The organism is Arthrobacter nitrophenolicus, assembly GCF_000332815.1.
Classification (GTDB): domain Bacteria; phylum Actinomycetota; class Actinomycetes; order Actinomycetales; family Micrococcaceae; genus Arthrobacter; species Arthrobacter nitrophenolicus.
Genome location: NZ_AOFD01000019.1, coordinates 1 through 15194, shown reverse-complemented (window position 1 = coordinate 15194; position 15194 = coordinate 1). Strand labels below are relative to the sequence as shown.

Below are 15194 nucleotides of genomic sequence, written 5' to 3'. Positions count from 1 at the left end.
TCCTGGCTGGCGTCCCCTGCTAGGACTGCCGGGCGTTGATGATCGGAAGCGCGGCGGTGGACGTATCGTCGGCTGCTTCCGGGGAGTGCTGTTTCCCGCCCGCCGCCTGCTCCGGCTCGGCGGGGATGGGTGTCACGTGGACCGCCGGCTGGACGGGGACGGGAACAACCTCAACCGCCGGCTTGACCGGGACGGGAACAACTTCCACCGCCGGCTGTGCCGGGACGGGAAGGACGGTTACGGGCGCCGCACCTGGTCCGGGGCCACCGTCGGACACTCCTGCGCCGGGGGCGGTCCCGGCGGTGGGCTGCGGCTCAACACTGATGGGTTGGCCGCCGTGCTCGGCGATATCGTTCGCGAGGGTTTCCAGCATGCCTTCCGCCTCCGCCACCATGGCCGGATCGCCAGCAGCAATTCCCTTGACCAGGTACTGGGCCAGGGCGAATTCGGCCGAAAGGGCGGCCCTGCGCAGCAGGTGGTTGTCCGGAGTGTCGCGCCGGCTTGCCGTATAGCCGGCGAGGACAGCATCCACGAAGTCCTGCTCGTTGGAGGCCACCAGCCAGGCGAAGTCGTCAGCGGGGTCGCCGATCCTGAGGTCGGTCCATCCGGTCACGGCCGTGACGCGCTGGCCTTCCACCAGGATGTTGTCCTCGTGCAGGTCGCCGTGGACCACGCAGGGATTGAAGCGCCACAGGGAGACATCCTCCATGGCGTGCTCCCACCGCAGCAGGAGCGCCGGCGGAATCTTTCCGGTGGTGGCCGCCTGGTCCAGTTCATTCAGCCTGCGCTGGCGGAATTCGTTGGGCGTGTAGCTGGGCAGGTCGGCGTTGCTGACCAGTGCCCGGGGCAGGTCGTGGATAGCTGCCAGCGCCGCGCCGATTTCGCGGGCCAGGGCTTGCGGGCCTGCGGTCAGCTCCTCAACGCTCCGGGTGCTTCCGGCCAGGTGTGAGTAGACAAACGTGCTCAGGGTGCCAAGCCGTACGCTGCCCGCCACCGTGGGCATCAGGAACGGAAGTTCCGCCCGGATTCCGGGTGCGAAGGCCCGCAGCACCAGAAACTCGGTTTCCAGCCGGGCGCTGGCCTCCGCGTGCCGGGGGGACCGGACACGCCAGCGTTTGCCCTCCGAATCCAGGAGCAGGGCCGAATCGAAGTCTGCGGGATCATCCGGGGCAGAGCTAACGGCCGTTGGGGTCAGTCCAGGGACTGCCGCGGTTGCAACGGCTGCCAGTTCAATCGGTTTTCTTCTCACCGTTCCACGGTAGATTGCCTGCCGTCCAAGTCACCGGTCTGCGGGCGGCGAGTCTTCAGATCGGTGCAAATGGGGGATACCAGCGCAGGGCGGAAGGCCACGGCGGAAATGCGGATTGTCGGTCCATGTCAGTACGGTGGATGCATGAGCCACGCGGAGTCTGTCACACCGGTCCATCAGGGAGCGCCGGCGCTGCTGCCGGCCAACCACCTCCGGGACACCCTGCTTCCTGTCCGGCCGGCGCTGGTGGACAGGGGATCGGCCGTTCGGGCCCGGCCCGGGATGGTGGACGAACTCCTGGCCGCACCAGGCACGCTGGCAGTCGTCCTGTCCGGGCGGCAGGGACTGGTGCAGGACGGGAACCTTTTCATGGCCGGCGCCAAGGGCCTGCTGGACGGTCTGTCAGCTGTCTCGGCCACTCCCGGGCTGATGATCTACCTCGGCGCTGCCCTGCCGGGCTCCGACCTTCCCGCCGGCACGGAGCTGCTGCTTTTCGTCCTGCCAGAGCCGGTGGAGCCGGGCACCGCGGGCATTCCGGGCGGTGCCGCCTGGGCAGGATTCCGTGATGTAGCAGCAGGGCTGACGGAAACCGGCACTGCCTTGTTTGTTGAGGCAAGCGCCATCGCCAACTGGCATGCCGGCCACACGCACTGTCCGCGGTGCGGGACGCCCACCCTGGTGGAGGCCGGCGGCTGGATGCGCCGCTGCCCGGCAGATTCGTCCGAACACTATCCGCGGACTGACCCCGCCATCATCGTCACCGTGGTGGGGCCCGACGGGCGGCTGCTTCTGGGCGGCGGAGGCCCGGTGGACGCGAAGAACTTCTCCACCCTCGCCGGGTTCGTTGAACCCGGCGAATCACTGGAACAGGCAGTCGTGCGGGAAGTGTTTGAGGAAGTGGGAGTACGCGTCACTGCCTGCCAGTATCTCGGCTCGCAGTCCTGGCCCTTCCCGGCCTCCCTTATGCTTGGATTTACCGCCGTCACCGAAGATGCCGAGGCAACGCCCGACGGCGTGGAAGTCACCAGGGCGCGCTGGTTCAGCCGGGAGGAACTGCAGGAAGCCGTGCTCAGGGGTGACATCACCATTTCCAGCAGGCTCTCCATCGCACGGGCGCTCATCGAGCATTGGTACGGCGGGCGGATCGAGGACCGCGCCGGCGCCTAGATCCCTTATCCACCAGACTCCAAGCATGCGGTAGTCGAGACACAAAAGCAGCAGAAGTGACTACAGAAATTTTTGACGGGGCGGCATCGCTTGAGGACCGGATCCTTGGCGGGCTGGACGCTGAACAGCGCGAGGTTGCGAGCACCTCAACGGGCCCCTGTGCGTGCTCGCCGGCGCCGGGACGGGAAAGACCCGGGCCATCACCCACCGCATCGCCTACGGCGTCCACTCGGGCGTGTATACCCCGCAGCGGCTGCTGGCCGTCACATTCACTGCCCGGGCCGCTGCCGAAATGCGCAGCAGGCTCCGGGACCTTGGAGCGGGCAACGTCCAGGCCCGCACCTTCCACGCCGCCGCCCTGCGCCAGCTCCAGTTCTTCTGGCCGCAGGCCGTTGGCGGCTCGCTTCCCAACCTCCTGGACCACAAGGCCCAGATGCTCGCGGAGGCGGCCCGGCGGTTACGGCTGAGCACGGACAGGGCCTCCATCCGCGACCTGGCGTCGGAAATCGAATGGGCCAAGGTGTCCATGCTGACTCCTGCCAACTACCTGGAGAACGCCCAGGGGAGGGGTACACCGGGCGGCTTTGACCTCACGGCTGTGGCCCGGGTCTTCCAGGCCTACGAGGATGTCAAGACCGACCGCAACGTCATTGATTTCGAGGACGTCCTGCTGATCACGGTCGGGATCCTGCAGGAAGACGAGCGGGTTGCCGCCACCGTCCGGGAGCAGTACCGGCATTTCGTGGTTGACGAGTACCAGGACGTGTCACCGCTGCAGCAGCGGCTCCTGGATCTGTGGCTGGGCGGGCGCGACGAACTGTGCGTCGTGGGTGACGCCAGCCAGACCATCTACTCCTTCACGGGCGCATCGCCCCGGCATCTCCTGGACTTCAAGGCGCGCTATCCCCAGGCCAGTGTGGTCAAACTGATCAGGGACTACCGCTCCACCCCGCAGGTGGTGAAGCTGGCCAACGACCTCCTCGCGGCGCGGCGCAGCGGGGGACCGGCAGCGGATGCCGCATGGGCTACGCCCCTGCAGCTCGTGGCGCAGCGGCCGGCAGGCCCGGTGCCCACGTTCACGGAATGCGCTGACGACGAAGCCGAGGCCGCCACCGTGGCGCAGAAGATCAAGGCCCTCATCGACGCCGGCACTCCCGCCAGCGAGGTGGCCATCCTGTTCCGGACCAACGGCCAGTCCGAGGCCTACGAGCAGGCGCTGGCCGCCGCCGGCATCGGCTACCAGCTCCGCGGCGGCGAGCGGTTCTTCGCGCGCAAGGAAGTCCGTGACGCCATCCTCCAGCTCCGGGCTGCCACCAGGGCAGCCAGCGAAGCCGATGCGCCGGAGCCGCTGGGGCAGCTGGTCCGGGACATCGTCGCCTCCCTCGGCTACACAGACTCCGCGCCACACAGCGGCGGCGCGCTCCGGGAGCGCTGGGAATCGCTGGCGGCGCTGGTGGCGCTGGCCGACGAACTCGTCCAGAACCGGGGACCGCAGTTTGGCCTGGTGGACTTCGTCAATGAACTCCAGGAACGCTCGCTGGCCCAGCACGCGCCCACAGTCCAGGGGGTGACGCTGGCATCCCTCCACGCCGCCAAGGGCCTGGAATGGGATGCCGTGTTCCTCGTGGGGCTCAGCGAGGGCCTGATGCCCATCTCCTTCGCCGACTCGCCGGAATCCGTGGACGAGGAGCGCCGGCTCCTCTACGTCGGGATCACCCGCGCCCGCGAACATCTTGCTCTGTCCTGGAGTACGGCCAGGACGCCCGGCGGCCGCGCCAACCGCAAGCCGTCCAGGTTCCTTGACGGGCTCCGGCCCGCATCGGTGGCGAGCTCGAGCACCCGCGGAAAGGGTCCGGCTCCCCGCCGGAAGGCAGCCGCTCCCGCTGTCTGCAGGGTGTGCGGAAGCATGCTTGCCACCGGCGCCGAGCGCAAGGTGGGACGCTGCAACGCCTGCCCGCCGGGCTACGAGGAACAGACCTTCGACGCCCTCCGGAACTGGCGCCGGTCAGTGGCAGTGTCCGCGGACATCCCCGCCTTCGTGGTCTTCACCGACGCCACCCTGACAGCCATCGCCGAGGCCCGCCCGGCGTCGCTGGAGGAACTGGCCGGACTTGCGGGGTGGGCCCTTCGAAGCTGGAGAAATACGGGGAAGACGTGCTCCGGGTCCTGGCCGAAAGCACCGCCCTGTGAGCCCCGGAGCCGCGGCAGGGAGCCGGCGGGCAGTTGCGCCCCTGACCACCACCGCGGAGGGCGCGCCGGTGGAGGTACGCCGTTCCGCCCGCCGTACCCGCACCGTGGTGGCTTTCTGGGAGAACGGGACAGCCGTCGTCGCCATTCCGGCCCGGTTCACGGCAGCCCAGGAGTCCGAGTGGGTCCGGCGCATGCTGGCCAAGCTGCAGCGGCAGGGGGAGCGGCGCGCGGCTTCCGGCCGGAGGCGACCCGCCTCGGACGCCGCACTTGCCGCCCACGCCACCCACCTCTCGGGACGCTACCTGGGCGGGCGCGCCGTCCCAACGTCCGTAAGGTGGGTGAGCAACCAGAACTCGCGGTGGGGTTCAGCAACACCCGCGGACGGAACCATCCGGCTCTCGGACAAACTCCGTCCCATGCCGCAGTGGGTCATCGACTATGTCCTGCTGCACGAGCTTGCCCATCTGCTGGTGGCCGGGCACAATGCAGCGTTCTGGAAGCTGCTTGAGGCATACCCGGAAACCCAGCGCGCCAAGGCATTCCTGGAAGGCGTTTCGTTTGCCACCGCCCGCGGCCTGGCCGCCGCCGGGGGAGCTGGTGGCAGCGGAGGGCTGGAGCCGGAGGGCTGGCCGGAGCAGGACGGCTGGCCGGGGGACGCCGACTAGCAGCGGCCCACCCGGCCACGAAGGAACTCAGCCTTTCGGCTGGGTGTCGCCTCCGTCGTCGTCCTTGGTTTCTTTATCGCCGGCCGGTTCTTCCCCGCCCGCTGCTTCTCCCTTGCCGGCGTCCGGCGCCGGGGTGTCGAAACCGCCGTTGAGCAGTTTCTGCAGGGCATCGTCCACTTCGCTGTCGCTGGCCTCGGCCAGTTTGCGCCGGCCGCTGAAGCCCTTGGGATCGTCCAGGTCCTCGGCCGTGGGCAGCAGGTCCGGGTGGTGCCAGATGGCGTCGCGCCCTTCGATGCCGCGCTCTTCCTTCAGGGTGGCCCACAGGGTGGCGGCGTCACGCAGCCGGCGCGGGCGCAGTTCCAGCCCCACCAGCGAGGCGAAGGCGTGCTCGGCCGGACCACCGGTGGCGCGGCGTCGGCGCACGGTCTCCCGCAATGCCGAAGCGGAGGGCAGCATCTTCTCGGTCGCGGCGGCAGTCAGTTCGTCCACCCACCCCTCCACGAGGGCGAGCGCTGTTTCCAACTTCTCCAGGGCCTGCTCCTGGGCAGGGGTGCGCTGCGGCATGAAGACGCCCTGGGACAGGGCCTCCTGGATGCCTTCCGGGTTGCTGGGATCGAGGTCCCGTGCCAGTTCCTCGATGCGGGACGTGTCGATGTGGATGCCCCGGGCGTACGCCTCGATGGCGCCGAGCAGGTGCCCGCGCAGCCAGGGAACCTGGACAAAGAGGCGGGCATGGGCGGCCTCGCGCACTGCGAGGAAGAGCCGGATGTCGTTCTCGGGGAGGGACAGGCCCTCACCGAAGGCGGCAACATTCGCAGGCAGGAGCGCCATCTCAAGGTCGACCAGGGGCACGCCGATATCGGTGGAGCTGACCACGTCCGCGGAGAGGGCGCCGATTGCCTGGCCCAGCTGCATGCCGAAGATGGCTCCGCCCATGTTCTGGAGCATGGACGAGGCCCCGCCCATCATGGCCTTCATTTCCTCGGGCATCTGTTCTGTCATGGCGGTGGAGAGCGCGTTGGCGATGCTGTTGGCCACCGGCTCCGTCAGCCGCTTCCAGGTGCCAAGCGTCGCCTCGACCCACTCCGCCCGCGACCAGGCGTGGCCGATCAGGCCGGTGGCGGGCAGGTCCGTGACGGGATCCAGCCACAGCTCCGCCAGGCGCAGGGCTTCGTCAACATCGCGGGACTGCTGGGACGTCACCGACGGGTCGGAGCTGCTTGCGGCCACCCGGCGGGCGTTGTCGTGTGCGAGCGTCCAGTTCACGGGCCCCTCGGACGGGGCACTCATCATGGCCTGGACCTGGGAGAACATCTGGGCCAGCAGGTTGGGGTCATTGGGCAGCCCGGCAGCCTTGGCCAGCTCGGCGGGGTCGAAGTTCTCCATCCCCTTGCCGCCCATGAGGTTCTGCAGCATTTCGGTCAACGGGTCCTTGGGGGTGTCGTCGCCGTTGGACGGATTAAGTGGATTGGAGGTCATGATCCCGCCGATCGTCGGTGTGACTGTTAATCAACCTTCACGGTACCCCGGCTGTCCCCGGCTGTCTGCCGCGCTCCGGTACCGTTCGCTGTAGGCAAAGAGCTGTACCCGGCCGCCACCGCGTAGTGTTGGGAGGGTGACGACAACCCGTGGCAGCCACCCCTCCGAGGACCACGCCCCAGACCTCCAGCAGGACGCCTTCCAGTGGGAGAAGGACGGCGGCGCAGCGGACGACGGCGGCCCTGAACCTTTCGGGGCGGGCGCGGCACCCCGGCACCCAAGGGTGTCCGCCATGATGCTGGCGGGGATGGCCGCGCTGGGCCTTGGCATCGGCGTCGCCACGCTTCCGGTGCCCTACGTTATCGAGACGCCGGGGCCCACGTACAACACCCTGGGACAGAGCCAAGGCACGCCGGTCATCAAGGTGACCGGCCGTGAATCGTATCCCGCGGCAGGCAACCTCGACCTCACCACCGTCTACGTCGACGGCGGCCCCAACGGTCCTGTCAGCATCATCCGTGCATTTTCGGCATGGCTCGATCCCACCCACGCGGTCCAGCCTGTCGAGCTGATCTACCCCACCGGCACCACCAGGCAGGAAGCCGAGGAACAAAGCGCCGTGGCCATGACCACGTCGCAGGAGAACGCGGTGGCCTCCGCGCTCAATGAGCTGGACATCCCGTACGGCCAGCAGCTCCAGGCGGCGGGGCTTTCCGAGGACTCCGCCTCTGCCGGAAAGATCCAGGCCGGGGACATCCTCAAGACCATCAACGGCAAGGACATCACCGCGCTGTCCGTCGTCCAGGAGGAACTGGCGGCCGGAAACGGCGCCCCTGCCGCCGTCGTCGTGGAACGGGACGGGCAGCAGGTCACTGAAACGATCACGCCGAAGCGCAACAGTGAGGGCAGGTTCATCCTCGGCGTCATGCTCAAGTACCTGTTCACCTTCCCGTTCGACGTCGAGATTTCCCTCGAGAAGGTGGGCGGCCCCTCGGCAGCTGATGTTCTCACTGGGCATCATCGACACGGTCACTCCCGGGGACCTGACCGGCGGGAAGCATGTGGCCGGGACCGGCACCATCACCCCGGACGGCGCGGTGGGGCCAATCGGCGGCATCGAGCAGAAGCTGCACGGGGCCCGGGCCGGGGGAGCCACGCTGTTCCTTGCACCAGCCGCCAACTGCGGGGAGGTCGTCGGGAACATCCCCGACGGGCTGCAGGTGGTGCGGGTGGAGACCCTCGCGGAGGCGAGGGCCGCCGTCGAACGTGCTGCCAGCGGCCAGGACACATCCGGCCTGCCCACCTGCACAAACAACTAGACTGGGCGCAACTAGACTCAAGAGGAACTAAGCTTTACCGCCACTCGTGGCAAATATATGGCGGACAAAACCAGCCGTTGGCCGGCGGAGTCCACCGCCCGCTCGCACGCTCCAAATATCTGACGACCAGCTATGAGGTACCCAGTTTGTCCCGTCCCGCCAGCACCATGTCCACAGGCAGACCCCCTTCCCGGCGCGGCGCACTGACGCCCACCCTGATTGTTGTTGCCCTCGTGGTTGTGGGCTTCATTTTCTTCGCGAACGTCTGGACCGACGTCCTCTGGTACCAGCAGCTGGGGTTCATTGAAGTCTTCGTCACGGAGAACCTCGTCCGGATCGCCATCTTCGCGGCCGGCTTCGCCATCATGTTCGCGGCGGTATTCTTCGCCATCCGCATCGCCTACCACGCCAGGCCGGTATACGCTCCGGACTCCGACATCCGGGACAACCTCAACCGCTACCAGGCGCAGCTGGAACCCGTCCGCCGGGTGGTGATGGTGGGCCTGCCCGTTCTCTTCGGCCTCTTCGCCGGCAGCGCCGCCGCGAGCCAGTGGCAGAAGGTCCTGCTGTTCTTCAACCAGGAGGGCTTCGGCCAGACCGATCCGCAGTTCAACCTGGACATCAGCTTCTACCTGATGGTGCTGCCCTTCCTCGGCTTCGTCACCGGCTTCCTGATCAGCGTGGTGGTCATCGCCGGCATCGCGGGCATCCTCACGCACTACCTGTACGGCAGCATCCGCCTGATGGAACGCGGAGTTTTCACCAGCCGGGCGGCCCAGATCCACATCGCCGTCACCGGTGCCGCATTCCTGGTGCTGCTGGGCGTGAACTTCTGGCTGGACCGCTACTCGGCCGTGCAGAGCAACAACGGGCGGTGGGCGGGTGCCCTCTACACCGACGTCAACGCCGTCATTCCCACCAAGGCCATCCTGGCCGTCGCCGCGGTGCTGGTGGCCATCCTCTTCGTCGTCGCTGCGGTCATCGGACGCTGGCGACTGCCCGTCATCGGTACGGCGATGCTGATCATCACCTCCATCCTGGCCGGGGGCGTCTACCCCTGGGTCATCCAGCAGTTCCAGGTGCGGCCTTCGGAGGAAACGCTGGAAAAGGAATTCATCCAGCGCAACATCGACAACACCCGCAGGGCATACGGCCTTGATGCCATCCAGGTCAGCCGCTATGACGCCACCAACACGGCCACTACCGGCGCCCTCGCGCCGGATGCCCAGACCACCGCCAATATCCGGCTCCTGGACCCGAACCTGATTTCGGACGCCTTCGCGCAGCTTGAGCAGTACCGGCCCTACTACCGGTTCCCGGAATCGCTGAACGTTGACCGCTACGAGGTGGACGGTCAGATCCAGGACACCGTGATCGCCGTCCGTGAGCTCAACCCCACCAACGTCTCCACCAACCAGCAGGGCTGGCTGAACCAGCACGTTGTCTACACCCACGGCTACGGCGTGGTGGCGGCCAAGGGCAACAAATTCACGGTGGACGGAAAGCCGGAGTTCCTGCAGTCGGGCATCCCGTCAACCGGCGTCCTGGGCGACGACTCCTCCTACGAGCCGCGCATCTACTTCGGTGAGTACTCGCCCGACTACTCCATCGTGGGTGCCCCGGACGGTGCGCAGCCGCGTGAGCAGGACCGTCCGTCCGGCGAAGGCGAGACCCAGTACACGTTCGAGGGCAACGGCGGGCCCAACGTGGGCAGCTTCTTCAACAAGGTGCTGTACGCAATCAAGTTCCAGTCCTCCGACCTGCTGCTCTCCGACGGCGTCAACCCGGAATCGCAGATCCTTTACGACCGCAACCCGCGTGAACGGGTCGAAAAGGTGGCCCCCTACCTGACGGTTGACGGCAACGCCTACCCCGCAGTGGTGGACGGCCGCGTCAAGTGGATCGTGGACGGCTACACCACCAGCCAGTACTACCCGTACTCGCAGCAGGAACAGCTCTCGGACGCCACCGCGGACTCCCAGACCACCTCCGGCCGCGCCGTGGCCCTGCCGAACAGCACGGTCAACTACATCCGCAACTCGGTGAAAGCCACGGTGGATGCGTACGACGGCTCCGTCACCCTGTACGCCTGGGATGACAAGGACCCGCTGCTGAAGGCCTGGCAGAAGGTGTTCCCCACCTCCCTGAAGCCGTACTCGGAAATGTCCGGCGACGTCATGAGCCACGTCCGGTACCCGGAAGACCTGTTCAAGGTCCAGCGCCAGCTCCTCGGTGAATACCACGTGACCAACCCGTCCACGTTCTACCAGACCAAGGACGTCTGGAGCGTGCCGAACGATCCCACCGTGGACTCCAGCGCCGAGGTGAAGCAGCCTCCGTTCTACATGTCCCTGCAGATGCCGGACCAGGAGAAGCCCGCCTTCCAGCTGACCTCCTCCTTCATTCCGCAGATCGTCAATGGAAACGCCCGCAACGTCCTCTACGGCTTCCTGGCGGCGGACTCGGATGCGGGGAACCAGGCAGGCGTCAAGGCGGAAAGCTACGGCAAGCTCAGGCTGCTGCAGATCCCGCCGGAGATCCAGGTGCCCGGCCCCGGCCAGGCGCAGAACAAGTTCAACTCCGACCCCACCGTGTCGCAGGCCCTGAACCTGCTGCGCCAGGGTGCTTCGGACGTGCTGAACGGCAACCTGCTGACCCTGCCCGTGGGCGGCGGCATCCTGTACGTGCAGCCGGTCTACCTCAAGTCCACCGGTGAGACGTCCTACCCGACGCTGCAGCGCGTGCTGGTGGCGTTCGGTGACAAGGTCGGCTTCGCTCCCACTCTGGATGAGGCGCTGAAGCAACTCTTCGGTGGTGATTCCGGCGCGGCCGCAGGCGACTCGGACAATAACGGCCAGACGCCGGCCGATCCGGGAGCACCGGCTGCTCCCGGGGGAGCGGACGCCAAGGCGGAGCTGAAGGCGGCGCTGGATGAGGCGAACGCCGCGATCCAGGCCGGCCAGGCTGCGCTGGCAGCGGGTGACTTCGCGGCCTACGGCGAGGCGCAGAAGCGGATTGCGGCAGCGCTCCAGAAGGCTGTGGATGCCGAGGCCAAGATCCCGGTCGCGGCCCCCGAGGCCACGCCCTGCCCCGGCCTCCACGGCAACGCCTGAAGCGTCGCCGTCGCCTTCGCCCAGCAACTAGTCCGACGACGCCGGCCCGGCCTTCCTGCCCCTTTGCGGGCGGAGGTGCCGGGCCGGCGTAACGGAGATCACGCCGTCTCGATTTGGCCGCCTGTTCACCTCCCGGTAAAGTAGTTCTTGCGACGCGGGGTGGAGCAGTTCGGTAGCTCGCTGGGCTCATAACCCAGAGGTCACAGGTTCAAATCCTGTCCCCGCAACTGACGGAAGGTCCGGACACTGGAAACAGTGTCCGGGCCTTCTTGCTTTAACCCGGCTGCCAGGTGTGCAAACCAGGGTTGGTAAATGGCGGTGCGAAAATAGGGTAGTGTTGATTCAGCGACGCGGGGTGGAGCAGTTCGGTAGCTCGCTGGGCTCATAACCCAGAGGTCACAGGTTCAAATCCTGTCCCCGCAACTATAGAGAGACCCCGACCGGCAGACAGCCGGCCGGGGTCTTCTTTTTCCTTCATCACGGGTAGTTCCTAGTATTCTCTTTCGCAGAGCCTCACAGCAGTGAGCAGTTGGCCAGTCATTCTCGAGAGGAATGTTGCTCGATGTCCACACCCACGAAGAAGCCCGGCACCGCCGCGGGCAAGCGGACCCGCCTCTACTGGGGCGTACCGGCTGTCCTCGCCGCGCTTGTCCTGGTGGTCCTGGCCGCCAAGGGGCTGATGGGGCTTCCTGCCGTCGCCTCCTTCGTGGCGGACTATCCCGGCCACTCGGAACTTCCGGAGAATGCCCCGGTCGGCTTTCCCGCCTGGCTGGCGTGGCAGCATTTCCTCAACGCCTTCTTCCTGCTGCTGATCATCCGCACCGGCTGGCAGGTGCGCACCACCACCCGTCCCAGCGGGTACTGGACCCGGAACAACAAGGGCCTGATCAAGACCCGGAACGCCCCCACCAAGATCAGCCTGGAGCTGTGGTTCCACCTGACGCTGGACGCCCTGTGGATCCTCAACGGCGTGGTGTTCGCGGTGCTGCTGTTCGCCACCGGACAGTGGATGCGGATCGTCCCCACCAGCTGGGACGTGTTCCCGAACGCCCTCTCGGCGGCACTGCAGTACGCGTCACTGGACTGGCCCACGGAAAACGGCTGGATCAACTACAACGCCCTCCAGCTCCTTACCTACTTCATCACGGTGTTCATCGCGGCGCCGCTGGCCTTCATCACGGGCCTGCGGATGTCCTCCGCCTGGCCCAAAAAGGCGGCAGGGCTCAACAAGGCCTACCCCATCGAATGGGCCCGTGCGGTGCACTTCCCGGTGATGATCTACTTCGTTGCCTTCATCGTGGTCCACGTCTTCCTGGTGCTGGCCACTGGTGCGCTGCGGAACCTGAACCACATGTACGGCGTCAGGGACGACGACGGCTGGTTCGGTTTCTGGGTGTTCGTCGCCTCGGTGGCGGTCATGGTTGCCGCCTGGTTCCTGGCCCGCCCACTTTTCCTGCGGCCCATTGCTTCGCTGATGGGCAAGGTCAGCAACCGCTGACCTGCGTTATTCGTCCTTGAGCTTCTGGTAGGCGTCCAGGGCCCGTTCCCGGGACTCCGCAAGATCGACCAGCGGGGCTGGATAGCCGTCCGCTCCCGCCGTCCAAGGCTCGTGGATCTGCTTGCCTTCGAGGCCCTGGAGCTCGGGAATGAAGGCGCGCAGGTAGCTGCCATCCGCGTCGAACTTCTTGCTCTGCGTGACCGGATTGAAGATCCGGTAATAGGGGGAGGCGTCCGCACCCGATCCGGCCACCCACTGCCAGTTGGCGGGGTTGTTGGCGGCATCGGCGTCCACCAGGGTGTCCCAGAACCATTCCTCCCCGATGCGCCAGTCGGTGAGGAGGTTCTTCACCAGGAAAGATGCGGCTGCCATCCGTACGCGGTTGTGCATCCAGCCTGTCTGCCAGAGCTGCCGCATCCCGGCGTCCACCAGCGGATAGCCGGTTTTCCCCTGCTGCCACGCGGCTAGTTCGCTGCGGCTCACCCGGCCCCACTGGAAGTTGTCGAATGCCGGCCGGAAGTTGCGGGTGGCCAGATCCGGGTTGTGGTACAGCAGGTGCCAGTTGAACTCCCGCCAGCCGAGCTCTGAACGGAAGATCCCGACGTCGGCCGGAATTTTTCCGGGATGGCGGCGGCGGATCTCGCGCCAGACGCGGAACGGGCTGACCTCGCCGAAGCGCAGGTGCGGCGAGAGCCGGCTGGTTCCCTCCGTGCCGGGGATATTCCTGCCGGTGCCGTAGTCCTCGACCGGTCCGTCCAGGAAGTCCGCCAGGCGGTCCGCTGCCCCCTTCTCGCCGGGCTCCCAGGTTTCGGCGAGCCCCGTGCTCCAGTCGGGGGAGGTGGGGAGCAGCTTCCAGCTGGCCAGTGTGTCGCTCGTGGGAACGCCGGGTCCGGAGGCGGCAGGTTCCGGCAGTGCGGCGGGAGCGTCGAGGGGGTCCCTGATGTCGGCGGAGGCCATGCAGGCCCGCCAGAACGGCGAGTAGACCTTGTACGGCCCGCCGGCCCCGGTGCGGATGGTCCAGGGCTCGAATAAGAGGTTGGCCTGGAAACTGGAGGCGTGGATGCCGTTTTCGCCTGCCCAGTCCTTGAGGCCTGCGTCGATGGTGCGCTCCGGCTGGCTGTACCGGCGGTTCCAGAAGATGTGGCCGGCCTTCGTCTGCCCGGCAAGTTTCCGGACGATGGCATCTGACTTTCCGCGGCGCAGCACCAGGCGCGATCCTTTGGACTCAAGATCCGCGGCGAGGGCGGCGAGGGAATGGTGCAGCCACCAGCGGGCAGCGCCGCCCAGGGGACGGATGCCCTCGCTCTCCTCGTCCAGGATGTACAGCACTGTCATCGGCAGGCCCAGGCCGGCGGCCTCGGCCAGGGCCGGGTTGTCATCCAGCCGCAGATCATCGCGCAGCCAGACCAGGGATGTCTCGTCGGAAGAAGCCATGCCACCACGCTACACACCGGGGCACGGAATAAGGGCCAGGACTGTATGGTCCTGGCCCTTATTCCGCACTACCGGACGGCGTGCTTTCCGGTGTCTGTCAGAGCTTGTCGAAGTCCGCCTCTTCCACGGTGGAGGAGGCCGCGGCTGAATTGTTTCCGGAACCGAGCGCGGGCTTGGCGCCACCCGACTTCAAGGCTGCCAGACGGGCCTCGATTTCAACCTGTTCCCCGAGGTCCTCAAGCTGGTTGAACTGGGCGTCCAGGCTGGAAGCAGCGAGTTCCTGCTGGCCACGGACCTTGGCTTCCTCGCGGCGGATCTTTTCTTCGAACCGGCCCACCTCGCTGGTGGGGTCCATGATGTCGATGCTCTTGATCGCGTCATGGACCTGCGACTGGGCAGCGGCGGTCTTGGACCGGGCCACCAGTTCGTTGCGCTTGCTGGTGAGCTGGTTGAGTTTGCCCTTCATCTGTTCCAGGCCGGTCTTGAGCTTGTCCACCACTTCGCGCTGCGACATGATGGCCGGCTCCGCACCCTTGGCTTCGTTCTCGGCCGCGATCTGGCGCTGCAGGGCCACCTTGGCGAGGTTGTCGAACTTCTCGGCGTCAACAGCGTCGCCGCTGGCCCTGAACTCATCGGCCTTGCGTGAGGCAGCCAGGGCCTTGTTGCCCCAGTCACGGGCGTTCTTGATGTCCTCGTTGTAGTCGTCTTCGAGCATCCGGAGGTTGCCGATGGTCTGGGCGACGGCGGACTCGGCCTCGGCGATGTTGTTGGTGTAGTCCCGGACCATCTGGTCCAGCATCTTCTGCGGATCCTCAGCGTTGTCCAGCAAGGAGTTGATGTTCGCCTTTGCCAACTGCGCGATACGGCCGAAAATGGACTGCTTAACCATGGTGTTACCTTTCGTCCTGCTCTGTGATGGCCACTGAAATCCGTAAACAGTGGTGTACTGCTTCCGGGCGCCTGCCGGGGTGTCCGGCAGCGCCAAGGTCCGTGCCGGTACTAGAAGTCGCCTCCGCCGCCGGAGTCGCCGCCCCAGCCGCCCATGTCGCCGCCGCCGAAGTCTCCGCCGCCCCAGCCGCC

General features: G+C 66.8%; 7 protein-coding genes, 2 tRNA genes and 3 pseudogenes. 8 read left to right on the top strand and 4 right to left on the bottom strand.

Annotation, left to right across the window (positions count from 1 at the left end):
- Positions 1-19: 19 nt before the first annotated feature.
- On the bottom strand, positions 20-1249 hold the full coding sequence (locus tag G205_RS08790; RefSeq protein WP_009357685.1) for a macrolide 2'-phosphotransferase: 1230 nt from the start codon (positions 1247-1249) through the stop codon (positions 20-22).
- Positions 1250-1393: 144 nt separating this feature from the next.
- Here G205_RS08790 and nudC point away from each other — a divergent pair, with 144 nt between their 5' ends.
- The 3 genes and pseudogenes from nudC (at position 1394) to G205_RS08775 (ending at position 5271) form a co-directional block, all read left to right on the top strand.
- The gene (gene nudC / locus G205_RS08785; protein WP_009357684.1) at positions 1394-2416 is read left to right on the top strand and encodes an NAD(+) diphosphatase; all 1023 of its coding nucleotides are present in this window, start codon (positions 1394-1396) and stop codon (positions 2414-2416) included.
- Positions 2417-2472: 56 nt separating this feature from the next.
- Positions 2473-4606, top strand: a pseudogene (locus G205_RS08780) (ATP-dependent helicase).
- A 41-nt stretch (positions 4607-4647) separates the two neighbouring features.
- Positions 4648-5271 (top strand): M48 family metallopeptidase, encoded by a 624-nt coding sequence (locus G205_RS08775; RefSeq protein ID WP_035752582.1) that lies wholly within the window; start codon positions 4648-4650, stop codon positions 5269-5271.
- Positions 5272-5298: 27 nt separating this feature from the next.
- Here the strand turns inward: G205_RS08775 and G205_RS08770 are convergent, their stop codons facing one another.
- A complete protein-coding gene (locus tag G205_RS08770; protein WP_009357681.1) occupies positions 5299-6750 on the bottom strand; it encodes a zinc-dependent metalloprotease in 1452 nt (483 codons plus the stop codon).
- A gap of 292 nt (positions 6751-7042) precedes the next feature.
- Here G205_RS08770 and G205_RS08765 point away from each other — a divergent pair.
- From G205_RS08765 to G205_RS08745, 5 genes and pseudogenes are all read left to right on the top strand, one after another.
- A pseudogene (locus G205_RS08765) lies at positions 7043-8069 on the top strand (YlbL family protein).
- Positions 8070-8236: 167 nt separating this feature from the next.
- Positions 8237-11213 (top strand): annotated as a pseudogene (locus G205_RS08760) (UPF0182 family membrane protein).
- 122 nt (positions 11214-11335) lie between these two features.
- Positions 11336-11409, top strand: a tRNA-Met gene (locus G205_RS08755).
- A gap of 122 nt (positions 11410-11531) precedes the next feature.
- Positions 11532-11605, top strand: a tRNA-Met gene (locus tag G205_RS08750).
- Positions 11606-11744: 139 nt separating this feature from the next.
- A complete protein-coding gene (locus G205_RS08745) occupies positions 11745-12680 on the top strand; it encodes a cytochrome b/b6 domain-containing protein (RefSeq protein ID WP_009357677.1) in 936 nt (311 codons plus the stop codon).
- Positions 12681-12686: 6 nt separating this feature from the next.
- Here G205_RS08745 and G205_RS08740 read toward each other — a convergent pair whose 3' ends face one another.
- Positions 12687-14114, bottom strand: a complete 1428-nt coding sequence (locus tag G205_RS08740) for a cryptochrome/photolyase family protein (protein WP_009357676.1) — start codon at positions 14112-14114, stop codon at positions 12687-12689.
- Between the two features lie 97 nt (positions 14115-14211).
- Positions 14212-15003, bottom strand: coding sequence for a PspA/IM30 family protein (locus G205_RS08735; protein ID WP_009357675.1), 792 nt, complete (start codon positions 15001-15003; stop codon positions 14212-14214).
- Positions 15004-15194: the final 191 nt, after the last annotated feature.